19 protein-coding genes and 1 tRNA gene are annotated in these 23,398 nt (G+C 32.9%); 14 read left to right on the top strand and 6 right to left on the bottom strand.

The features are described 5' to 3' along the window. Positions 1–47 precede the first annotated feature (47 nt). The gene (locus JS605_RS01880; RefSeq protein WP_203255984.1) at positions 48–626 is read left to right on the top strand and encodes a PhnA domain-containing protein; all 579 of its coding nucleotides are present in this window, start codon (positions 48–50) and stop codon (positions 624–626) included. A 156-nt stretch (positions 627–782) separates the two neighbouring features. Here JS605_RS01880 and JS605_RS01875 read toward each other — a convergent pair whose 3' ends face one another. Beyond that, on the bottom strand, positions 783–1,214 hold the full coding sequence (locus JS605_RS01875; protein WP_203255983.1) for a YybH family protein: 432 nt from the start codon (positions 1,212–1,214) through the stop codon (positions 783–785). 218 nt (positions 1,215–1,432) lie between these two features. Here JS605_RS01875 and JS605_RS01870 point away from each other — a divergent pair, with 218 nt between their 5' ends. After that, the gene (locus tag JS605_RS01870) at positions 1,433–1,711 is read left to right on the top strand and encodes an STAS domain-containing protein (RefSeq protein WP_203255982.1); all 279 of its coding nucleotides are present in this window, start codon (positions 1,433–1,435) and stop codon (positions 1,709–1,711) included. Between the two features lie 153 nt (positions 1,712–1,864). Then, positions 1,865–2,146 carry an anti-sigma factor antagonist gene (locus JS605_RS01865; RefSeq protein WP_203255981.1) on the top strand — a complete coding sequence of 94 codons (282 nt, stop codon included), beginning with the start codon at positions 1,865–1,867 and terminating at the stop codon, positions 2,144–2,146. A gap of 3 nt (positions 2,147–2,149) precedes the next feature. On the opposite strand, the gene JS605_RS01860 is transcribed toward JS605_RS01865, so the two are convergent. The 5 genes from JS605_RS01860 to JS605_RS01840 all read right to left on the bottom strand — a co-directional run bounded on the left by JS605_RS01860 (position 2,150) and on the right by JS605_RS01840 (position 7,764). Then, positions 2,150–3,250 (bottom strand): DUF4407 domain-containing protein, encoded by a 1,101-nt coding sequence (locus JS605_RS01860; protein WP_203255980.1) that lies wholly within the window; start codon positions 3,248–3,250, stop codon positions 2,150–2,152. A gap of 96 nt (positions 3,251–3,346) precedes the next feature. After that, positions 3,347–5,050 (bottom strand): M56 family metallopeptidase, encoded by a 1,704-nt coding sequence (locus JS605_RS01855; protein ID WP_203255979.1) that lies wholly within the window; start codon positions 5,048–5,050, stop codon positions 3,347–3,349. Between the two features lie 2 nt (positions 5,051–5,052). Beyond that, on the bottom strand, positions 5,053–5,418 hold the full coding sequence (locus JS605_RS01850) for a BlaI/MecI/CopY family transcriptional regulator (protein ID WP_130937182.1): 366 nt from the start codon (positions 5,416–5,418) through the stop codon (positions 5,053–5,055). Between the two features lie 81 nt (positions 5,419–5,499). Further along, a complete protein-coding gene (locus JS605_RS01845; RefSeq protein ID WP_203255978.1) occupies positions 5,500–6,369 on the bottom strand; it encodes a DMT family transporter in 870 nt (289 codons plus the stop codon). 3 nt (positions 6,370–6,372) lie between these two features. Further along, on the bottom strand, positions 6,373–7,764 hold the full coding sequence (locus JS605_RS01840; RefSeq protein WP_203255977.1) for a dipeptidase: 1,392 nt from the start codon (positions 7,762–7,764) through the stop codon (positions 6,373–6,375). 172 nt (positions 7,765–7,936) lie between these two features. On the opposite strand from JS605_RS01840, the gene JS605_RS01835 reads away from it, so the two are divergent. From JS605_RS01835 to JS605_RS01785, 11 genes are all read left to right on the top strand, one after another. Beyond that, positions 7,937–8,018 (top strand) — tRNA-Leu (locus tag JS605_RS01835). 219 nt (positions 8,019–8,237) lie between these two features. Further along, the gene (locus JS605_RS01830) at positions 8,238–9,818 is read left to right on the top strand and encodes a hypothetical protein (protein WP_203255976.1); all 1,581 of its coding nucleotides are present in this window, start codon (positions 8,238–8,240) and stop codon (positions 9,816–9,818) included. Beyond that, positions 9,815–11,500, top strand: a complete 1,686-nt coding sequence (locus JS605_RS01825) for a hypothetical protein (RefSeq protein WP_203255975.1) — start codon at positions 9,815–9,817, stop codon at positions 11,498–11,500. Before JS605_RS01830 ends, JS605_RS01825 begins: the two co-directional genes overlap by 4 nt. Positions 11,501–11,504: 4 nt before the next feature. Beyond that, positions 11,505–12,608, top strand: a complete 1,104-nt coding sequence (locus JS605_RS01820) for a DUF4238 domain-containing protein (RefSeq protein ID WP_203255974.1) — start codon at positions 11,505–11,507, stop codon at positions 12,606–12,608. Between the two features lie 89 nt (positions 12,609–12,697). Then, positions 12,698–13,111 carry an HYC_CC_PP family protein gene (locus JS605_RS01815; RefSeq protein ID WP_203255973.1) on the top strand — a complete coding sequence of 138 codons (414 nt, stop codon included), beginning with the start codon at positions 12,698–12,700 and terminating at the stop codon, positions 13,109–13,111. A 108-nt stretch (positions 13,112–13,219) separates the two neighbouring features. Next, a complete protein-coding gene (locus JS605_RS01810; RefSeq protein ID WP_203255972.1) occupies positions 13,220–16,948 on the top strand; it encodes an efflux RND transporter permease subunit in 3,729 nt (1,242 codons plus the stop codon). Beyond that, entirely contained in the window at positions 16,945–18,165 is a 1,221-nt protein-coding gene (locus JS605_RS01805) for a TolC family protein (protein ID WP_203255971.1), read from the top strand. Before JS605_RS01810 ends, JS605_RS01805 begins: the two co-directional genes overlap by 4 nt. Next, the gene (locus tag JS605_RS01800) at positions 18,165–20,663 is read left to right on the top strand and encodes a heavy metal translocating P-type ATPase (protein WP_203255970.1); all 2,499 of its coding nucleotides are present in this window, start codon (positions 18,165–18,167) and stop codon (positions 20,661–20,663) included. The genes JS605_RS01805 and JS605_RS01800 overlap by 1 nt, the downstream gene beginning before the upstream one ends. Before the next feature lie 3 nt (positions 20,664–20,666). Further along, positions 20,667–22,439, top strand: a complete 1,773-nt coding sequence (locus JS605_RS01795; RefSeq protein WP_203255969.1) for an efflux RND transporter periplasmic adaptor subunit — start codon at positions 20,667–20,669, stop codon at positions 22,437–22,439. 35 nt (positions 22,440–22,474) lie between these two features. Continuing rightward, complete coding sequence (locus JS605_RS01790; protein WP_203255968.1) at positions 22,475–22,873, top strand: heavy-metal-associated domain-containing protein; 399 nt, start codon at positions 22,475–22,477, stop codon at positions 22,871–22,873. A gap of 147 nt (positions 22,874–23,020) precedes the next feature. Next, entirely contained in the window at positions 23,021–23,332 is a 312-nt protein-coding gene (locus JS605_RS01785) for a DUF6660 family protein (RefSeq protein ID WP_203255967.1), read from the top strand. The last annotated feature ends 66 nt before the right edge of the window (positions 23,333–23,398 follow it).

Raw genomic sequence — 23,398 nt, 5'->3', positions numbered from 1 at the left:
TTTGTGGATGTAAAAGCCTTATCATTGTAAAAACAAACCAAGCGAATATGAGTGTGCTTCAAACCCTAAAAGATAGAAGTGGTAATTCTTGCGAATTGTGTACTTCAAAAGAGCATCTAAGTCAATATACAATTCCGCCATCTTTAAATAAAAATGCTGATAACGCTATTTTGGTTTGTGAAACCTGTTTAAAACAAATACAAGGAGATGTAGACATGAACCCCAATCATTGGAGGTGTTTAAACGAAAGTATGTGGAACGAACATGTAGCAGTTCAAATCATATCTTGGCGTTTGTTACAAAGACTTAGAAATGAAGGGTGGCCTCAGGATTTGCTGGATATGATGTATTTAGATGGTGAAGCATTAGCACTAGCAAGAGCTACAGGCGAGGATAAAGATGATAGCGAGAAGATTATACACAGAGATGTAAATGGGGTTGTTTTAGAAAACGGTAATGCTGTTGTACTTATAAAAGACTTAAAAGTTAAAGGAACTAGTATGGTAGCTAAGCAAGGAACAACAGTTCGCAATATTCGTTTAGATTACGAAAATGCCAATTATATAGAGGGTAAAGTAGGTGGACAACAAATCGTAATTATTACCGACTATGTAAAGAAAACATAATTATTGATTTTCTTTTTAAATAAACCTACCCCAAATGGAAACATTATAACCAAAAACAAAAACTTTCCCGTTACTAATCCTTAAATAGTTATAATACTAATACTATCATCAATAGTACCTTATAGCTATATTGTTTCATGAATTAATGGATAAGAATTATGTAGAAGTATCTGCAATAATTTTCCAATCTCCATTAATCTTTTTAAACACTAACATAAAGAAGCCGTCGGCATTACCAACCTCCCTTTTAATATGATATTCCCCTAAAACATAATAAGCATCTGGAGCTATATTGTTTACCGCATTTATTTTAAAGCTTAATTTACCAGTGTAAGCTGCCGTAGGATAATAGGTTAAATAATGGTCTAGTGTATTTTCCCAGCCATAGGTTACGCCTTTGTTGCCGTAAAAAGCCAAGGAGTCACTTTTCCAATAGCCTTCCATATACCCTTCAATATCATTGTTAGACCAGGCAATGCGTTGTTTTTTTAATACCTTATTAATAGCTTTTATGTCAGAGTCTTTATTAATCTGCGCATGGGTAATACCAAAAGCTAAAAAACAAAAAAGTGTAATTAATTTTCTCATAACTGTAGGTGTGCAATAGTAATTCTTCGGTAAAAGTAAATAAAAAATCATGCCAATGTTGTATCTCGTCGATGAAATTGACATCAAAGATACTTTCAACGTGAGTAAAAATAGGTTTATCGAAAAATACTTATATGTATGATTTTAGTATCTATATTTACAGCCTAAGTCAATTGATTAATAGCCCAAATTTATTGTTGAATTAAAAATTATGTATTATGGATTTAAGAATTACTAGTTGTAATAATTTCTTCAAATTAAAAGGTATTCTAAACAAAAATAACGTTGAATCATTTCGTTTAGAATTCCAAGAAGCATTCAGGAAATTTGATAGCCTTACTATCAGTGTAGAAGGGTTGGAGAGTGTGGACCGTTTTGGTGTAAATGCTCTAGCTGATTTACATACTGAATCTTTAAAGATAAATAAGCAGTTATCCATCGTTGGTCTGGGATGTAAAGAACTTTATGACCATTTTAAATCTTTCGAGGCAGCATAAGAATGCGTGAATTTTTAAACTTCACGTTGTATAGGAGTATGTTATAAAAACAGGATTCTGTATAAAAAAGTAGGAATTTTAAAATATTTTTTTAACTTAGCAAATAAATTTTTCGATTAAAACCCAAATTTATCGATAAAATACATTTGTTGTATGGATTTAAAAATTACTACTTGCAATAATTTTTTTAAACTAAAAGGAGTTCTAAACAAAAGTAACACCTCAGTTTTTAAAAAGAAAATCTACGATGCGATAGACGCAAACCATAAACTTACTGTTAGTATTGATGCTTTGGAAGCTATTGATGCCCATGCCGTAGAAAGTTTTAGGAACGCTTATTTTTATGCAAAAAATCTTCAAAAAGAATTTACAATTGTGGGGGTAGGCTGTAAGGAGCTTTACGATTACTTTCAGTCTTACAAAGTAGCTTCTTGATAATTATAAAGCCGATTTTTGTTTTTTGTAAAATGCATCGGCCTTTAGTTGTATGAAATCGTGAGCTTTTTTGTGTTTGTATTTATAAAGCTCTTCATCAGTCTTAATATTGGTATATACACGGTCATCAATGGCATTTTCTGTACTTACCATTGCAGTTCTTTGGTTTTTATGCTGTAGGATGATATTTTTTACGGTATCTTCTTGGTCTTCTAAATTAAAATCATAAATCCCTTTGGGCGCCAGTAGCTTTGCGAAAATAGGGGCTGTTTCAATAGCTAAAAATAACAAGAAAATAAAGAATGATGGTAGCCATGGCAATTTATCTAATGCATTAATACGTGCCATTAAACCGTCAAAATTAGATATAATAGGTTGGGTATTGATTACTTTGGTGTTGTAACTGCCTTTTAATTCGGTAATTTTAGTTTCTGCTTCCAGTATCTTGGTTTTGTTTTTTTCTTTTAAGGTCTGTAAATCAAGAAGTGCAGCATCATGTTTTTCTCTTTTTTCTTTGTACACAGGACCTTTTCCTAGTAGTTTGGTACCTGCTGTACCTTCAGCTTCAGAAATATAAACATCGTATAGATTGTTTACTTCAATTTCTTTTGCCGTAATCTCATCTTTAAGGTTTGTTATTTCTGAACTTAAAGCGTCTATTTCTGGAGTGTATTGTGCAGCTATTTGGTTTTGATTAGCCAATGTCATAGCATTTTTTTCTTCTAAAAGGACTTGATTAATTTCCTTTTCAAAAATTTTTAATTCCAAAGGTTTTGCAATTACAATAGCTATAATTATTGCTAAAATTATTCTGGGAGTAGCTTGAATAAATTCATCAATAGTATTATTTGTTTTTTTAATGGTAGAAACAATATATCTGTCTAGATTAAATATGAGCAACCCCCAGATTAAACCAAAGAACACAGCTGTAAATAGATTGTCGAAAACAGTATAAAGGGCATAGCCAGCAGCTATAAATGCCATAATTGCAGTAAAGAAAACGGTAGCTCCAATACCTGCGTATTTATTTTGTTCCCCTTTGGAGCATTGTTGTAAGATGTCGGTATCTGCTCCAGAGCAGATAATAAAAAAACGCTTTAACATATCTGATAGTTTTTTGATTGATTGACTATTAGAACGTTAAAGCGTTTATTTTGTTACATTTTTTTTGGGGAAATTAAAACTCTATGTGAGTTGTGCTTATTTTTTATAGCTCTCGCTATACATACTTATAATACTTACTCCGTTTTCATGTTTAGTTGTTGCTTTTAAGAGTCTGTTATTTTTTATGATGGAAATAGCTTTTTCAGCATCAATTTTTTTATCGTTAAAAAAACAAGTTACACCTTTCTCAATCATTTCGATTATTATTTCTTCATCAGATTTTGGTGGGGTAAGAAAATCTGGGAAAGGTTTGAGATCTGCTTTTTTGTTTTGAGGTATTAAGCGGTACAACTCATGTAACCTTGAAAAATCTGTGACTTTTACAACTTTTTCATGATCAGATAAATTATTAAATTTTTCAACCAAATTATTGTATTCGTTTATATCTTGTTGGTTGATGCTTTTATTGGTGTCAAGATTATTATTTAATGTAAAATCTGCTGTGTTGAAGCCAACTTTAAGTTTCCACGGACCTTGTTTAGTTGAAGGTGTAAAGTTTATGGTCTGTTTATCTAAGATCTCTTGGGCTTCTATTGTTGTTTTACCATTAAATGGACTTTTGTATAAATTAAGATGATTAAAACCATTAACAATTACGATTTGAGAAGACTTAATGTCGCAGTTTAAACTTAAGAAGTTTGAGATTTTTTTTGTGTAAGGATACAACTTGTCATCCTCCATGAGTAGGTATGCAAATAAAAAATACTGTTTCTGTTTATTATCTAACAATGGATTTAATTTATTTACTTCGTCTTTTAAATTTTCAATGGTTACTTTGTTACCATTTAATACTAAATCGTCTTCATTTTTTATAATGAGTTGAATGTCCTTAATTGTTAATCCATTTACAACATTGGAATTATTTGATTTTATAATTGTTTCTTTTTGGCTAAATCCATAGACAGAAATAATACATAGAGGTAGTAACAGAAGTGCTTTTAGAAGAAGTTTAGATTTTGAAGTTTGTGTTTTCATAATTTTAAATCGTTTTTTGAGTGATGAATAATTTATTGGATTGACCAATGTTGGATATTTTATGTTTGATGAAAAAGAAAGGAGTGTCTTTTGGTATTCTGAAGTACTAATTCCGCTAGATAATACTGCTTTATCTGCTAAAAACTCATGATTTAGCTTAATATATCTTTTAAGTAAAATTAATAATGGGTTAAACCAAAATATAACCTGTACAATTTCTATTGCTAATATGTCAACTGAATGCTTTTGTATGGCGTGGGTTTGTTCATGTAAAAAAACTCCTTTATCAATATCATTTTTCTCATAGTCATTTTTATTTAAAAAAATATAATTGAAAAACGTGTGGGGAAGTGAGCTATCCTTTGATAGTACAATACATACATTGCCTACTTTTGTTTTTGGGGATGTTTTTATCTTTTTGACAAGAGTAGATATGTTTTTTAAGAATCTAAATAAAAAAAGTATAGCGCCTAAGTAATATATTGCCCATAAAATAATTGATACATAATCTACTGGATTAGTATAATTATTGATTATCTGTTGCTCTATGTCTTGTTTTATGGGGAATAAGTTTTTAGTATTGAGAGTTATCGAGGGGTCAACGTATTTTACTAGTGTTATAAGAGGTATTGCAATAGATACTGCGACAATACTTAACAAGTAAAATCTTTTTAAGGTGTGAGCATTTGTATTCTCTAAAGCCAGTTTGTAGAATATCATAAATACAGCTAAACAGATAATAGATTTTAATATGATTAGAAGCATAGTTATTTCTTTTTAATTTCACTATCAATTAATCTTTTTAAATCCTCTAACTCTTCTTTGGTTAGGTTCGTTTCTTTGGTAAAAAATGATGCAAATTGAGATGCGCTATCATTAAAAAAGTTTTTTATCAATCCATTTACATGCTTTGAGAAATAGTCTTTCTTTTTTACTAAAGGGTAGTATTGCCTTGATTTTCCAAACAACGTATAGCCTATGAAGCCTTTGTCAGTCATACGTTTTAGTAGTGTAGCTACTGTAGTGGTAGCTGGTTTTGGTTCTGGGTAAACGTCCAATAAATCTTTCATAAAGGCTTTTTCGAGCTTCCAAAGGTGATTCATTAATTCCTCTTCAGTTCTTGATAGTTTCATATTCTACAATGTTAGAATTATTTCTACAAACGTAGAATAAAAATTTATATTCTACAAGTGTAGAGTAAAAGATTTTTAGAATTATGCTTTTTTTGACCTAATACTTTCAATAATCACGGTAGCCAGAATTAAAGTGCCTCCAATATAAGTGTTTGACGTTGGTATTTCATTCAGGAAAAAATATGCCATAATAATGCCAAAAATAGGTTGCGCACTACCTATGATACTTGCTGTACTTACAGAAAAATGTTTTAAACTACTTATAAATAGGGAATGCCCTAGCGCAGTAGTAACTAATCCCAGTATTAGTAAGTAAGGTAATTGTGTTTTGGTTGCTGTTATGTCTAAATTAAATAAAACGGGTATTAGTAATAAGCTTACAATAATACATTGCTGCATCATAAGTACAGTACCGTCATAAGTAGTAACATGTCGTTTTAATATAAGATTTCTTAGTGCATAACAACAAGCAGAAAACACCCCTAAAAGAATACCTTTTAGATAAGTACTCTGGAAGTTAATTTCTGGCGCAAGAACATAAATGCCAAGTAACACCATAAACCCCAAAAGAATGTGTATTGGGTTTAGTTTAGTTTTGGTAAACAAAGGTTCTAGTAACGCTGTGATTACAGGGAAAGTAAACATGGAAAGCATGCCCACAGCTACGTTAGATAGTTTTAATGCTAGAAAGTATGTTACCCAATGTGCCCCCAATAATACACCTCCAATTATAATAGTAGGAGCATCTTTTTTGGAGTGAAGTTTAACACTTAACTTTTTATACTTGCAAAAGAGAAATAGAAATACAGCAGCCAAAACACTTCTAAACCATATAATTATGGGTGCGGGAAGGTTAATATATTTTCCTAATACTCCTGATGTACTTATAAATAAGGTAGCTAAACCTAATAATAGTAGATGGTTAGCATGCTGGTTTTTGAGGTAACTCACAAATTACGTTTTAGATAATTCTGTAAAATATTTATAAAAATAGGGGATAGTTTCTATACCTTTTAGGTAGTTCCATATCCCAAAATGTTCGTTTGGTGAGTGTATAGCATCGCTATCTAGACCAAACCCCATAAGTATGGTTTTGCTTTTAAGTTCTTTCTCAAAAAGGGCTACAATAGGTATGCTGCCGCCACCTCTTTGCGGAACAGGTGTTTTGCCAAAAGTAGTCTCATAGGCTTTACTGGCTGCTTTATAGCCTATATTGTTTGTAGGTGTAACGTAACCTTGTCCGCCATGATGCGGTGTCACATTAACTTTTACCCCTTTAGGAGCGATATTTTCGAAATGTATTTTAAACAGTTGTGTTATGTGTTCCCAATCTTGATTTGGCACTAAGCGCATAGAAATTTTAGCATATGCTTTACTTGCTATAACGGTTTTAGCACCCTCGCCTGTGTACCCACCCCAAATACCATTTACATCTAGTGTGGGACGAATTGAGTTGCGCTCGTTAGTGGTATAGCCTTCCTCACCGTAAACAGCTTCGATATCGAGAGCCTTTTTATAATCTTCAAGATTAAAAGGCGCTTTGGACATTTCGGCACGCTCTTCTTTTGAAAGTGACTCTACGTTATCGTAAAACCCAGGAATGGTAATGCGATTATTTTCATCATGAAGCGAAGCAATCATCTTAGAAAGTACATTAATTGGATTGGCAACAGCACCACCGTATAAGCCCGAGTGCAAATCCCTATTGGGCCCTGTAACTTCTACTTCAACATAGCTTAAACCGCGAAGTCCAGTGGTTATTGATGGAGTGTCTTTGGCGATCATTCCTGTGTCAGAAATTAGAATCACATCGTTTTCTAGTTTCTCTTGATTGTTTTTTACAAATGTGGCTAGGTTTTTACTACCTACTTCCTCTTCGCCTTCAATCATAAACTTCACATTGCATGGTAGCTGATTAGTTGAGGTCATAAATTCTAAGGCTTTTACATGCATATATAATTGTCCCTTATCATCGCAAGCACCACGGGCGAAAATTGCTCCCTCGGGGTGGAGTTCTGTTTTTTCTATCACAGGCTCAAATGGTGCAGAATTCCAAAGCTCTAAAGGGTCTGGAGGTTGTACGTCGTAATGCCCGTATACTAAAACCGTAGGTAGGTTTTTATCTAGGATTTTCTCTCCATAAACAATAGGGTAACCATCGGTTTTACAAATTTCAACATTGTTGCAGCCTGCAGTTTCTAAGCTTGTTTTTATAGCTTCTGCCGTTTTTAATACATCATTTTTATAAGCTGAATCTGCACTGATTGATGGTATTCTAAGTAGTGCAATAAGCTCGTTTAAAAACCTATCCTTGTGGGTTTTTATATAAGATTTAATATTCTCCATGTGAGCAAAAAAGGTTATGCCCAAAAGTATAAAAAAGAATACTTTTTAATGTGATAAGTTTGGAATTTAAAAATCTTGATTATATTTGCAGTCCTTTTGCGGGCGTGGTGGAATTGGTAGACACGCTAGACTTAGGATTTAACCTAATTATTAGTGTTAAAAAAAATAAAATGCAGGCGTGGTGGAATTGGTAGACACGTTAGACTTAGGATCTAATGCCGCGAGGTGTGCGAGTTCGAGTCTCGCCGCCTGTACAAAAGTCGAAGAGAAATCTTCGGCTTTTTTTATTTAAAATAAGCTCGGAAAAATGTTTGGGTACAACATAGGTACAACATTTTGTTTCTTTTTGTCCATTTAATAGTATTTGATATAGTTTGATTTCTTTTGGTAGAATGGAAAAAAACTTTGTTACTCTTTTTCAGAACGGTATCAATTCTTTTTTAACTTTAGTCAAAAATTATAACCCTTTTCATTTGCAATTTCTACAAGACTTATTAGACAATAAAGAGCCTTCCAATCGATGGCAAGATTATAGAACCTTTTGTGACAATATTAAAAATGTTGATATAGACCTTTATGTTAAGGCACTACCAGAATTGCTTAAAAACTTAAAAAGTAACTATCCTGTAAGAAATCTTCAAATAGCCATTACTCGCGAAGCAAAAGAGGATGCTTCTTTTGGTAAAGAAATTTATTTAAAAACACTTGAAACGAAAAATCCTGATTCGTATTTTACATTAATGGATATTCTATCCGGATTATATCATTCAGACCAAAAGTTTTCAATAGATGAAATTAAACGCCTAATCGAAGATGATAACATAAGCTTAAATGAAATAGGAATAAAATCTATCGTCAAAATTGATTTGATAGCGAAAACAACACCAAAAACATTTGTGAGCTGGATTGAGAAACAATTCAATAGTATTATTAATAATAAGACTCTTAAGGAGTTATGGCCATCAGTTTTCTTTACCATTAGAAATAAAAGAAATGAATTAAAAAATACAGATAAAATTATAGATAAGCTATCAAGTATTAAGACTATTGAAATTCAATTAGAGCTCATTTACTTTTTGGATTACAATATAGATTTAGGTAACGAAATACACCTCTTTAAAAAATATCTTCCATTGTTGCTTCACATTGATATAGAACATGCAGGAGCGTATAATCAATTGGCTTATCGATTGGAAAATGTGGCTAAAACCAATTTAGATTTGGTAGTTGGTTTTATTACAGATTGGGTAGGGATAAGTCCAAAAAATGCTAGAAAAATAGAATATTTCAGCCATTTGCTGAATACACTTTGCGATGATTTTTATTCAGATTTCCAAAAGCTATATACAAATTGGTTAAATAAAGACAATCCAAATTTTCATATTGCCATTTTTGAAATGAATAGTGCTAGATATATGAGAGATTTATCAGGATTGACGGTTTCAGAAGTTCTAATAAAGGACTTTTCAGATTACGATATTGAATATATCACGTACAAAATACTTGCCTATGTTTATGATAAAGACACCTCTTTATCTTTGATATATTCCATACTCGAACAAAAAGTAGACAATAAAGAGGTTGTAATTTTCTTAGCTGATTTATTTATTAACCACTTAATTTTTAATTATTATTCAACTATTGAGTTTTTAAATTTAAAAAAGAAGACTGCCAATAGAAAACTTAAAAAAATAATAAAAGATATTGTTGATGAAGGGGAAGATAAATACAAGGCGTATTCAGATCTAGAAAACCTAAAAGAGTTTGCGCCTTCAGAGAGAAGAATGATATATTATAATAAAATACAGAATAGAAAATTTAATAAATCCTATAAAGAGAGTGAGTCAGAAAGTTCATCATTTTTAAGTATGATTACGAATATCAATTACAGAACGGGAAAGTCTACATTTTCAAAATACCAAGGCAAATACACCGAAAAGATGACACCAGCACTTATTTCGCATAGTGGCGAAATGCCAAGAGGCGAATTTATAGACCCCATAGGTCAAGCAACAGAACGGTTACTATGGCAAAATTTTAAAAGAAGGCAATGAGATTTTTACTGAGTGAATATATTAATCTTTTAAAAGAAGATAAAGAACTTGATGTGTTGCTGACTGATCTGCTAGTTGGAATGAAATTTACAACTATCTCAAAGCCAATGAAAGGTCGTCAATTTGGTGTAGATATTTCAGCTGTAGGTATTGATCCAGAAGATGGTATTAAGAAGGTGTTTTTGTTCGCTGTAAAACAAGGTAATCTAACAAGAACCACTTGGGATGGAGATGTCAACGCCATACGCTCAACTCTAAACCAAATTAAAGACACGTTTATTCCAACATCACTTACAAATCGTTTAAAAAAACTTCCTAAAAAAATAATAGTTTGTACTAATGGTGTTATAAATCAAAATGTTTTAGTTGATTGGACACAATATATCGACCAGAATACTACAGATGCTGTTGAATATGATTTTTGGGGTACAGGCGAAATAACTGCAATGCTTGACGACTATCTTGTTAGTGAAAAACTATTTCCACAAGAATATCAATCATTATTAAGAAAGTCTTTGGCATTTTTAGATTTACCAGATTATGATTTATCACATTTCTATACGCTGATTCAAAAAATTTTAGACAAGCAACCCAAACAAAAAAGACAAATATTAAAAAAGTTAAGACTGGTACGATTATGCCTTAACATTATATATAAATGGTCTCAAGACAATAATAATTTGAAACCTTCAATTTATGCAAGTGAACGATGTTTGTTACTAAGCTGGCACTTTATGCAAGAAGGTAATCATTTGGAGAAAAATTTTGTAAGACAGGAATTTTACAAAATCCATTCTTTAAAAAGAAATATAGGTGTCTATTATTTTAACAAAGTTGCTAAACATTACAAAACAGAGCACAGTATATATAAATACAGCAGAAATAGTCTAGAGTACAGTCTTAATGTTTGGGAAGAAATAGGAATTATAGCAACAATAGGGTTAACGGAAATACAAGAGTTTAGAATCCATTATAGAGAAGGTAATGAAGAGCATGCTCAAACATATTACCAAAGCGCTCTTTCAATTAGTAACGGATTATGTTTGTTTATAAAAAACAATCCACCTTCAAAATATCCAGAATACGATGTGCATAGTATTGAAATAGCTTTAGCACTTAACTTAATGAATTTTACAAGAAACTTTAACCCAGCCAAAAAATGGATTTCTGAAATGACTTTAGGTTTTAATAACAGATATAAAATAAATAAGTTTTTCCCATTGTTTAGAAAAAGTTATGATAAGCTGGTGGATATTCATAATGGAGATGAAGAATGTGAAATTCAGTCTTCAATGATAGTTCTTATATTGGCAGAATACACTTTAGTTTTAAAGGATGAAGACCTATATCAGTTTGTCCGCAAGATCCCTACTGAACTTTTTCCAGATTTGAACTTGCAAATATGGTTTCCACTTGAAGAAATGGAAAATAAAATATGTGTTCAGGATTATAGTCGTGGCGAAGGAACACTAAAACATTCTGTAACAATATACGAGAATGTAGAAGAGTACAAAAAAGAAATGGTATCAGAAATGGAACTCTTCGGACCAGAAAAGGACTTTAAAATTTTTAAGCATAGTTTCGATATTGTTGCTCACGTTGCAAGTAGGCACTACAAAAGCCAGCCTTTTCCTTTAACGTGGCGAGTTTTAATGAAACAAGAAGTCTCAACAAAAGAATAGAATAATGTCAAATCCAATAAAGCAACATTATATACCACGTTCATATTTAAAGAACTTTGCAGTTGAAGGAAGAAAAAGAAATCATTTTGTCGATGTTTATAAAATGGACAATGATATGCTTTTAGAGCAAATAAGCACAAAAGATATTTGTTTTGAAAAAAACATTTATACAATTCCTGCCGAATCAGATGAAGTAAAATACGCCTTAGAAAAACATTATGCTGAAAATGTTGATAGCGAGTTTCCAAAAATATATAAATTACTTGTTGATGAAAAGGTATTGACAGTTAGTCAAGAGCAAAAAATTCAAATACTATATGTATGTCTATCATTATATTTTCGTACACCAAGAATTTTAAATCTTCAAAAAGGTATGAATAAACAAATCTTTGATAGGGCAGCTCATACAGCAAATGAACATGGTTTGATAAAAATGAATTTATTTGGAGAGAAAATGGAATTTCATATTGATGAAATAGAGGAGGTTAAAAAACAGTACGATGAACGTTCAAGAACTGCCTTCTTAGTTAACCATCTTGAACAATGGGGAAACTTTGTTAAATACAAATACGATTGTACAATAAATGTAATTAAAATAGAAGATTCAAATGCGCCAATAATTACTTGCGATAATCCAGTTTCAATTAGGCATTTTGAAACTAATAAATTTCAAGGTTTATATGATCCCAAAGCAGTTATTACTTTACCCTTGGATCGTTCACATTATTTAGAGATTCATCCTAATGATTACGCAGATGGACAAACGAGAATTAATAGACTTACTCAAGACAGAGACTATGTATTTACAACAAATGGAGTTACACAACAGAATGCTGAAAACTTATTAGTAGCATACAAAGGAGATATTGATAAACATTTTGATATTCAAAACCATTATGAAAACCCAGAAAATGGAGAAGAGTTTTTGAAAAAAGCTAAATATAGGGCAGAGCAAGCCCTCGTTTTATTTGATGTTTTAAAGAAAAAAGGGTTTGTTTCAAAAGAGTTTATAGGTAAACTTAAAGAACTTTTAGAACATCCATATTGTAAAGACGATATCCAAATGTTGAAGTACAAAAAGGTGCTATCAAAAATGGGTAAGTGGTAAATTGATTATTTGTTTTTTGCAGTTTTATATCTAAACTTCTGTTAAACAAAATTTAGGAATTGTTAAAATTTTATACCTTTGTACTCAATATGAAACAAGTATTCCATAAAGCAATGTCTTTGGCAATGGCTTTTGTAGTGTTACTCTCTACAATGTCATTTACGCTCAGTATGCATTATTGTGGAGATACTTTGGTAGAAACTGCTATGTTCCATAAAGCTGAAGGATGCGGAATGGAAATGGATAATCCTTCAACTGAAGGTTGTTCTATTACAAAAAAGAATTGTTGTAATGATGAACAATTGGTAGTTGATGGTCAAGACGAACTACAATTACAAGTTGACAAAATTTCTTTTGAACAACAAGTATTCATCGCTTCATTTGTTTATACTTATATTAACCTTTTTGAAGGTTTAGATAACAATGTATCTTCTTTTGAAGAATACAAACCGCCACTCGTCATAAGGCAACTCTACAAAATTGACGAGACGTATTTAATTTGATTTTTAAACAATAGACTGATTTATCCTATGACTTTATGTCATAAGGATAATTTGCTGTATTCGGTGTTTTTCTAACGCCAATGTCTAACTGTTTAATAATCAAAGCCAATGCTAAATAAAAGCATCAAATTTTTAATAGAAAATAAACTCGTAGCAGTTCTGTTACTCGTCCTTTTTGTAGGATGGGGAACTGTAAACGCACCTTTTAATTGGGATACAGGATTTTTGCCAAGCAACCCTGTAGCGGTTGACGCCATTCCAGATATTGGAGAAAACCAACAAATTGTATTCACAAAGTGGGATGGTCGTTCGCCACAAGATATAGAAGACCAAATCACTTATCCATTAACGACTTCTTTACTCGGTATTCCAGGAGTAAAAACCATTCGTAGTTCTTCTATGTTTGGGTTTTCAAGTATCTATATCATTTTTGAAGAAGATATAGAATTCTATTGGAGTCGCAGTCGTATTCTAGAAAAACTCAATTCATTACCAAGTGGATTATTACCAGAAGGTGTTAATCCTGCATTGGGACCAGATGCCACAGGTTTGGGACAAATATTTTGGTACACTCTTGAAGGTAGAGATGAAAATGGAAATGTTACTGGTGGTTGGGATTTACACGAACTGCGTAGCATTCAAGATTACTATGTGAAATATGCTTTATCTACTGCAAGCGGTGTTTCTGAAGTCGCTTCCATTGGTGGTTATGTACAGGAGTATCAGGTGGATGTCAATCCAGAGCTGATGCGTCAATATAACATTAGTTTAAACCAGATTGTAAAAGCGGTTAAAAGTAGTAATCAAGATATTGGTGCGCAGACTATAGAAATTAATCAAGCTGAATATTTAGTACGTGGTTTGGGTTATGTGAAATCTGTTGAAGATATTGAAAATGCTGTAGTTACTTCAGAGGATTTTACTTCAATTAAGATTAAAGACATTGGTAAAGTATCATTAGGTCCAGCAACACGAAGAGGTTTATTGGATAAAGAAGGTGCGGAAGTCGTTGGTGGTGTTGTAGTGGCACGATATGGTGCAAATCCAATGGAAGTCATTAATAATGTAAAGGCGCAAATTGAGGAGCTGAAAGGTGGATTACCTTCAAAGGTATTGGCAGATGGACGAACATCTCAATTAACAGTTGTTCCTTTCTATGATCGTACCGAGCTTATTGAAGAAACATTAGACACGCTTAATGAAGCGTTGACACTAGAAATATTAATTACCATTTTGGTTATTATTGTTATGGTTTTCAATTTAAGAGCTTCTATTTTAATTTCTGGATTGTTGCCTGTCGCCGTATTAATGGTATTTGTTACCATGAAACTGTTTAACGTAGATGCCAATATTGTAGCACTTTCTGGTATTGCTATTGCAATTGGAACTATGGTAGATGTAGGCGTCATTCTCGCAGAAAATATGATTCGCCATCTCGATGATGACAAATTACGATTACGAGAAGATGGTACAGAGTTAACTACGAATGAAGTAGTTTATAATGCGACTGCCGAAGTTTCTGGAGCGATTTTAACTGCGGTATTAACTACAATTATCAGCTTCGTTCCTGTATTTACAATGATTGGTGCAGAAGGAAAATTGTTTAGACCATTAGCATTTACCAAAACGATGGCGTTATCAGCATCTTTGGTTATTGCCTTATTTCTAATCCCACCATTAGCAGCTTATTTATTCAGAAAAACATCATTTAAAAAGTCATTTAAATACATCATAAATGGTGCTTTAATAATTGCTGGAATAGCAATTATGGTTACTGGATATTGGTTAGGGATTATTTTAATTGCTTTTGGTATTACTAGTTTACTTGGAGTCTTGGGTAAACTAAATAAGAAAAACAGCAATCTTGTAAATATTATTATTTCGTGTACTGCCATTATTTTTTTACTTGCCGAATATTGGAGACCACTAGGCTTTGACAGAAGTATTTTAGTCAATCTTATTTTTGTAGCTATTATTTGCTTCGGAATTTTAGGAATATTTTCAATTTTTAGAAGTTATTATGGACAGATTTTAAACTGGGCTTTAGCAAACAAACTTTTGTTTTTAATTATTCCAGCAACTGTGGTTGTTTCTGGAGGATGGATTATGAACAATACAGGAAAAGAATTTATGCCATCTTTAAACGAAGGCTCTTTTCTATTAATGCCAACCTCATTACCACACTCAGGTGTTGCCGAAAATAAACGTGTGCTTCAGCAATTAGATATGGCTGTAGCCACCATTCCAGAAATTGAAACCGTAGTAGGAAAGTCTGGTAGAACAGAATCTGCATTAGATCCTGCGCCTTTATCTATGTACGAAAACATGATTCAGTATAAGTCTGAATACATGCGTAACTCAAAAGGAAAAAGACAACGTTACAAAGTAAATGACGATGGTGCTTTTGAGTTGAAAGATGGAACATTTATCGCCAATCCTAATAATTCCGAAAATATTGTTTTTACAAAAGTTAGACATGCTCAACTTATCGAAGATAATGATGGCGAATTCTATCGTAATTGGCGACCAGAAATTAATAGTCCTGATGATATTTGGAATGAAATAGTTAGAGTTACCAAATTACCAGGCGTTACTTCTGCACCTAAATTACAACCGATAGAAACCAGATTGGTCATGCTTCAAACAGGAATGCGTGCACCAATGGGAATAAAAGTAAAAGGACAAGATTTAAAACAAATTGAAGCGTTTGGATTGCAGCTAGAAACCATTCTTAAACAAGCAGAAGGTGTAAAAGAGCAAGCTGTTTTTGCAGATAGAATTGTAGGGAAACCTTATTTACTTATTGATATTGATAGAGAAAAAATAGCACGTTATGGTGTATCTATAGAAGATGTACAAAGTGTGCTGAAAGTAGCCATTGGCGGTATGGCTATTACTCAAACCGTAGAAGGAAGAGAACGCTATGTTGTTAGAGTGCGATACCCTAGAGAGCTACGAGGTAATCCAGAAGATATAAAAGGCATCTATATTCCTGTTGAAAAAGGAAGTCCTATTCCATTAAGTGAATTAGCGACGATTCGGTATGAGCAAGGGCCACAAGTCATAAAAAGTGAAGATACTTTTTTAGTTGGCTATGTGTTGTTTGATAAATTAGATGGGTTTGCAGAAGTTGATGTTGTTGAAAATGCGCAAGCTTTATTTCAACAGAAAATAGATTCAGGAGAATTAACTGTTCCAAAGGGCATCAGCTATAAATTTACAGGTACTTATGAAAATCAGTTACGAGCAGAAAAAACGCTTTCTGTAGTTGTACCATTAGCACTTGCTATTATTTTCTTGATTCTGTATTTCCAGTTTAAATCTGTTACTACGTCACTAATGGTTTTTACAGGAATAACGGTTGCATTTGCAGGTGGTTTTATAATGATATGGTTGTACGGTCAAGATTGGTTTTTCAATTTTAGTTTGTTTGGGGAGAATATGCGAGACCTTTTCAATATGAAAACTATCAATTTAAGTGTAGCGGTTTGGGTAGGTTTTATAGCATTATTTGGTATTGCTACAGATGATGGTGTCGTTATGGCAACATACCTCACGCAAACTTTTGAGCGTGAAAAACCTTCTGATAAAAAGAGCATTAGAGCTTCCGCTTTACAAGCAGCCGAAAAACGTATTCGTCCGTGTTTGATGACTACTGTAACTACCATTTTAGCGCTGTTACCAGTATTGACATCCACAGGAAAAGGAAGTGATATTATGATACCTATGGCAATTCCAATATTTGGCGGAATGGTTATAGATATTACCTCTTATTTTATTGTACCGGTATTATATAGCTGGAGAGAAGAGTTTAAATTGAAAAGAGCAAACAAATGAAAAGAATAATTTATACACTCATAGGTTTATTAGCTTTTAGTGTTTCTAATGCACAAGAATTAGAAACGCTTATTAATGAAGCATTAAATAACAATCCTGAAATTCAAAAGTTTGAATTACAGTATAGTATTGCTTCCGAAAAAGTGAATGAAGTAAATACATTACCTAATACCGAATTTGGTGTGGGTTACTTCGTAAGCGAACCAGAAACCCGAACAGGAGCGCAACGCTTCAAAGTATCAGCAAAACAAATGTTGCCTTGGTTTGGGAACATAACCGCAAGAGAAAACTATGTGAGTGCTTTGGCAGATGCTAAATATGAAGACATTGTTATTGCCAAAAGAAAACTGATGGCTTCGGTATCGCAATCCTATTATAATCTTTACGCTAATAAAGCAAAACAAGAAGTTTTAAGTGAGAATATTAAACTACTTAAAACCTATGAAACATTGGCTTTAACATCGGTTGAAGTTGGCAAAGCTTCAGCTGTAGATGTATTACGATTGCAAATGCGTCAAAATGAAATGCAGCAATTGTTAGATGTTTTGGTTCAACAATTTTTAGCAGAACAAACTACTTTTAATAAGCTTTTAAATCGTAATAAGGATGTACAAGTTTCTGTTATTAATGAGTTAATAATTCCTTCAGAAGATTTTGAAATCAATTCTGGGAATTTATCTCTACATCCTGAATTACTAAAATTCGATAAACTCTATCAGTCGGTAGAGCAATCTGAATTATTGAATCAAAAAGAAAGTAGTCCAATGATTGGTTTCGGTTTAGATTATATCAATGTTGATGAACGTCCTAACATGGATTTTAGTGACAATGGAAAAGATATAATTATGCCAATGGTATCAGTATCAATTCCCATATTTAATAATAAGTACAAATCCCAAACCAAACAAAATGAGTTGCAACAGCAAGAGATTTTGGCACAAAAACAAGAGCGCACAAATGCATTAGAAATACTATTGGATAAAGCAGTAAACGATAAGATTTCAGCAAGAATAAGTTATGCAACCCAAACGAAGAACTTAAAGCAAGCTAAAGATGCTGAAGAGATTCTTATTAAAAATTACGAAACAGGAACGATTGATTTTAATGACGTTTTGGACATACAAGAATTGCAATTGAAGTTTCAAATGAATCAAATTGAGTCTGTTAAAACTTACTATGTGCAAACCACAATTATTAATTATTTAACACAGCAATAATGAAACATACATATCACATACACGGAATGACTTGCAACGGTTGTCGCAGTCACGTAGAAGAAAAACTTTCAAAAGTGGAAGGTGTTTCAAAGGCTTCAGTTGATTTAGAAAGAGCAGAAGCAACAATCGAAATGGAATCTCATATTCCCATAGAAAGACTTCAAGAAGCTTTAGAGAAGGATAGCGGAAATTATAGTATTCATAAATTAGGAGAACACCACCATAACAAAGTAGAAAAGGAAAAACAGCCACCAAAAGCAGGAACAGGTACTTTTTATTGTCCTATGCATTGCGAAGGCGATAAAAACTATGATAAACCAGGCGATTGTCCTGTCTGCGGAATGGATTTAGTTGAAGAACAAAATTTGTCCACATCTTCATCAGAACAATGGACGTGCCCCATGCATCCAGAAATAATTAAAGATGAAGCAGGTTCTTGTCCTAAATGCGGAATGGATTTAGTACCAATGGAAGCAGATAGTTCAGCAGAAGAGAAAACCTATAAAAAATTATTAAAGAAGTTTAAGATTGCTGTAGTGTTCACATTGCCAATATTCTTAATCGTAATGAGTGAAATGTTTTCCAACAATCCATTATACGATATAATGGAACAAAAATATTGGAATTGGATTCAGTTTGTCCTATCAATTCCAGTTGTGTTTTATGCGACGTGGATGTTTTTTGAGCGTGCCTATAAAAGCATAAAAACATGGAATCTTAATATGTTTACACTCATAGGAATAGGTGCAGGCGTCGCTTGGTTATTTAGTGTTTTTGGTATGTTTTTTCCAGATATTTTTCCAAGTCAGTTTAAAACAGAATCTGGAGCAGTACATGTCTATTTTGAAGCAGCAACCGTCATTCTAACATTGGTGCTTTTAGGTCAACTTTTAGAAGCTCGTGCGCATAGTAAAACCAATTCAGCAGTAAAAGAATTATTAAAGTTAGCACCCAATAAAGCTATAAAAATAGTAGATGGCGAAGATGTTGAAGTAACCATCGATGCTATTGAATTAAATGATATTCTAAAAGTAAAACCAGGCGATAAGATTCCTGTGGATGGCTCGATAACAGAAGGAGATACAACCATTGACGAATCTATGATTACAGGAGAGCCAATTCCTGTTAATAAAACAGTAAATGATAAAGTAAGTAGCGGAACAATAAACGGCAACCAATCTTTTTTAATGCAAGCTGAAAAAGTGGGGAGCGATACACTACTCTCTCAAATCATCCACATGGTTAATAATGCCAGTAGAAGTCGTGCGCCAATTCAAAATTTAGCCGATAAAGTATCAGGTTATTTTGTGCCTGTTGTGGTCATTATCTCATTACTAACTTTTGCGGTTTGGGCAATTTGGGGACCAGAACCCGTTTATGTGTTTGCGTTTGTGAATGCTATTGCTGTTTTGATAATAGCTTGTCCTTGTGCATTGGGATTGGCAACACCTATGTCAGTAATGGTTGGTGTTGGTAAAGGTGCTCAAAATGGTGTATTGATTAAAAATGCTGAAGCACTTGAAAAAATGGATAAGGTTACTACGCTAATTGTAGATAAAACAGGAACAATAACCGAAGGAAAACCAACCGTTGAAACAGTAGGGTCTTTTGATACTGATTTTAGTGAAAATGACATTCTGAAATATATTGTTTCGTTGAACAAAAACAGCGAACATCCATTAGCAGAAGCTACCGTTAAATATGGAAAAGAACAAAATGCTGAAATTTTAAAGTCAGAAGCATTTAGCGCAGTTACAGGTAAAGGTGTTGAAGCTACTATTAATAGTAAAAAAATAGCATTAGGAAATCCTAAGATGATGGATTATACTAATGCAGAGATAACCTCGCAAATGGAGGAAGAGGCAAAAGCTTATCAAAAACAAGGTAAAACAGTTTCTTATTTATCAATAGATAAAACGGTTACTGGTTATGTAGTAATAGGCGATAAAATTAAGGAAACTAGCGCCAAAGCCATTAAAGAACTTCAAGACAAAGGTATTGAAGTCATCATGTTAACAGGCGATAATCATGACACAGCACAAGCAGTAGCAACAGAATTAAATCTTACAGATTTTAAAGCAAGTATGTTGCCTGAGGATAAACTCAAAGAAGTAGAGGAACTACAAGAAAAAGGAAAAGTCGTTGCTATGGCAGGCGATGGTATTAATGATGCACCAGCACTTGCTAAAAGTGATGTAGGTGTTGCTATGGGAACGGGAACAGATGTCGCCATAGAAAGTGCCATGATAACCTTGGTAAAAGGAGATTTACACGGTATTGTTAAGGCGCGACATTTGAGTGATGCCGTAATGAAGAACATTAAACAAAATCTGTTTTTCGCTCTCATCTATAACACATTAGGAGTGCCTATTGCAGCAGGTGTTTTGTTTCCGTTTTTCGGAATTTTACTCTCGCCTATGATTGCAGCGTTAGCCATGAGTTTTAGTTCGGTGTCAGTAATAGTGAATGCATTAAGATTAAGAAATATTAAAATATAGAAAATGAAAAAATATATAATTTACATAGGAATATTAGCTGTGGGACTTCTATTAGGATGGTTCCTTTTTGGTGGTTCGTCAAATACAGAAACAGAACACAATCATGATGCAGTAACAGAAACCAATCAAATGTGGACGTGTTCTATGCATCCACAGATTATGCAACCAGAAGCTGGAGATTGCCCAATTTGCGGTATGGATTTAATTCCTGCTGCAAATGGAAGTGAAGGATTATTAGCAGACCAATTCAAGCTTACAGAAAACGCTATGGCATTGGCAAATATTCAAACCTCTATAGTTGGCAATGGTAAAGTAGAAGATAATACAGTTAAATTATCTGGAAAAATTGTAGAGAATGAAGAAGCCAATGCCGTTCAAGTCAGTTATTTTTCAGGAAGAATAGAACGTCTAAATGTGAGTTTTACAGGCGAGGAAGTTAGAAAAGGACAGTTATTGGCAACTATCTATTCGCCCGAATTATATGCAGCTCAACAAGAACTTATTACAGCAGCTTCATTAAAAGAATCACAACCTGCTTTATACAAAGCTGTGCGCAACAAATTAAAATTGTGGAAGCTCTCTGAAAATCAAATTAATCAAATTGAAACTTCTGGTAAGGTTAAAGAAAATTTTCCGGTATATGCAACGGTTTCAGGTACGGTTTCTGAGAAATTAGTCGAACAGGGCGATTATATCAAACAAGGTCAACCTTTACTTAAAATAGCTAATCTAAACACGGTTTGGGCAAATTTTGATGTGTATGAAAATCAAATCGATTTATTTAAAAAAGGACAAGAGATTTCAGTCACTACCAATACTTATGCTAATAAAGAATTTAAAGCTAAAGTAGATTTTATTGACCCTGTTTTAGATACAAGAACAAGAACTGTGAAATTAAGAGCGGTACTTAATAATAAACAGAACGTTTTTAAGCCAGGAATGTTTGTTGAAGGGAAAATTAAAGGAGTGACTTCAAGTAAAGAACAAGCATTAACCATTCCATCCACAGCCGTTTTATGGACTGGAGAACGTTCAGTTGTTTATATAAAAACAGACCCTGCTCAACCTGTTTTTGAAATGCGAAAAATTACATTAGGGAATCAAATTGGCGACAATTATGAAGTGTTAGATGGTTTGAAAATTGACGATGAGATAGTAACAAATGGAACATTTACCGTTGATGCAGCAGCGCAATTACAAGGCAAAAAATCAATGATGAATAAAGAAGGTGGTAAAGTTATGACTGGTCATGAAGGACATCTTGGAATGGAAAATAATCCTTCAGCAAATAACGCGAATCATTCTAATATGAATGAGAGGGTAAAAGTGTCCAAGGGTTTTCAGAATCAATTGAAAGTCGTTTTTAATGATTATATCAAATTAAAAGATGCTTTACTTAAAGATGAATCTAATAATGTAATAACTGAATCGAAAAGACTACTGGGTAATTTATCTAAAGTTGATATGAAGCTATTAAAAGATAAAGAGGCTCATGGTCATTGGATGTCATTAGAAAAAGAAATAAAAGCATCTGCCACATCAATTTCAAATGCATCAAATATTGAATCACAACGAAATCATTTTAAGCATCTTTCATCACATTTAATTAGCACGATTCAGACATTTGGTATCAATGAAAAAGTCTTTGTTGAGTTTTGTCCGATGGTAGACGATAACATTGGTGCGTACTGGTTGAGCAGGGAAGAAAAAGTAATCAATCCATATTTTGGTGGTGCAATGCTAACCTGTGGAGAAGTAAAACAAGTCATAGAATAATAAAAATCAAATAATAACAATTAAATTTTTTAACAATGAAAAAAGTAATTTTAAGTGTAGCTGTAATTATGGCTATAGGTTTAACGAGTTGCAAAAACGAAACCAAGCAAGAAACAACAGAAACAAAAACGGAAGTATCTAAAGACATGGCTATGGTAGACATATCTTTTGGTGTTAGAGGTAATTGCGGAATGTGTAAAAAAACTATCGAAAAAGCTGCTAACAAAGTTGAAGGTGTTGCTAATGCAACATGGGATGTCGATAAAAAGAAAATAGATGTGTCTTTTGATGATGCTAAAACAGATGCAATGGCAATTCACAAAGCAATAGCAGCATCAGGTTACGATACAGAAAAAGTTTCAGGAGATGAAGATGCTTACAGTAACCTACCAGGATGTTGTCAATACGACCACGAAATGATGATGAATCAATAAGGAGATAAAGGAAGAGGATCATTCAGACCATGACTATTAATAATAAATATAGAAGAGCCTTGTTATTTAAGGCTCTTCTATTATAAAAAAATCATACTAACGTTATTTGCAATACCATTGCATTAAATAATTTATATCTTTGCTACGATGAAATTTTTAGCTTTTATATTATCAATTTATATTTTCGCGCTTAATTTAGCACCCTGCGAAGATAATGTTACGCTTGATAATGAGGTTCAAACAGAAATTTCACAAGGAATGGACAAAGACCATCAACATCAAGATTCAGATTTATGTTCGCCTTTTTGTATTTGTCAATGCTGCCATGTAAGTGCTGTGCATTTTGATATACCGGATTTAAAATTAGAATTATCTTTTATTTCCACAAAAGATGTTTTATACCTAAGCGGTTCAGAAAAAGACTTCACGAATTCCGTTTTACAACCACCACAAGTGTAATGAGCACCTGCTACGCAGGTGTATTATAAATCTATGCTACCATCGATACTCTTTGGTAACTATTCT

This window comes from Hyunsoonleella ulvae, from assembly GCF_016827605.1.
Lineage (GTDB): Bacteria > Bacteroidota > Bacteroidia > Flavobacteriales > Flavobacteriaceae > Jejuia > Jejuia ulvae.
This window is presented reverse-complemented; position numbering and strand designations above follow the sequence as displayed.

What these genes read in the sequence shown, in the direction of transcription:
- JS605_RS01880 (WP_203255984.1), top strand. Translation starts at nt 48, where the DNA reads ATGAGTGTGCTTCAAACCCTAAAAGATAGAAGTGGTAATTCTTGCGAA.
- JS605_RS01785 (WP_203255967.1), top strand. Translation starts at nt 23,021, where the DNA reads ATGAAATTTTTAGCTTTTATATTATCAATTTATATTTTCGCGCTTAAT.
- JS605_RS01870 (WP_203255982.1), top strand. Translation starts at nt 1,433, where the DNA reads ATGGATTTAAGAATTACTAGTTGTAATAATTTCTTCAAATTAAAAGGT.
- JS605_RS01865 (WP_203255981.1), top strand. Translation starts at nt 1,865, where the DNA reads ATGGATTTAAAAATTACTACTTGCAATAATTTTTTTAAACTAAAAGGA.
- JS605_RS01850 (WP_130937182.1), bottom strand. Translation starts at nt 5,418, where the DNA reads ATGAAACTATCAAGAACTGAAGAGGAATTAATGAATCACCTTTGGAAG.
- JS605_RS01820 (WP_203255974.1), top strand. Translation starts at nt 11,505, where the DNA reads ATGTCAAATCCAATAAAGCAACATTATATACCACGTTCATATTTAAAG.
- JS605_RS01855 (WP_203255979.1), bottom strand. Translation starts at nt 5,050, where the DNA reads ATGCTTCTAATCATATTAAAATCTATTATCTGTTTAGCTGTATTTATG.
- JS605_RS01805 (WP_203255971.1), top strand. Translation starts at nt 16,945, where the DNA reads ATGAAAAGAATAATTTATACACTCATAGGTTTATTAGCTTTTAGTGTT.
- JS605_RS01860 (WP_203255980.1), bottom strand. Translation starts at nt 3,250, where the DNA reads ATGTTAAAGCGTTTTTTTATTATCTGCTCTGGAGCAGATACCGACATC.
- JS605_RS01875 (WP_203255983.1), bottom strand. Translation starts at nt 1,214, where the DNA reads ATGAGAAAATTAATTACACTTTTTTGTTTTTTAGCTTTTGGTATTACC.
- JS605_RS01810 (WP_203255972.1), top strand. Translation starts at nt 13,220, where the DNA reads ATGCTAAATAAAAGCATCAAATTTTTAATAGAAAATAAACTCGTAGCA.
- JS605_RS01800 (WP_203255970.1), top strand. Translation starts at nt 18,165, where the DNA reads ATGAAACATACATATCACATACACGGAATGACTTGCAACGGTTGTCGC.
- JS605_RS01795 (WP_203255969.1), top strand. Translation starts at nt 20,667, where the DNA reads ATGAAAAAATATATAATTTACATAGGAATATTAGCTGTGGGACTTCTA.
- JS605_RS01840 (WP_203255977.1), bottom strand. Translation starts at nt 7,764, where the DNA reads ATGGAGAATATTAAATCTTATATAAAAACCCACAAGGATAGGTTTTTA.
- JS605_RS01825 (WP_203255975.1), top strand. Translation starts at nt 9,815, where the DNA reads ATGAGATTTTTACTGAGTGAATATATTAATCTTTTAAAAGAAGATAAA.
- JS605_RS01790 (WP_203255968.1), top strand. Translation starts at nt 22,475, where the DNA reads ATGAAAAAAGTAATTTTAAGTGTAGCTGTAATTATGGCTATAGGTTTA.
- JS605_RS01815 (WP_203255973.1), top strand. Translation starts at nt 12,698, where the DNA reads ATGAAACAAGTATTCCATAAAGCAATGTCTTTGGCAATGGCTTTTGTA.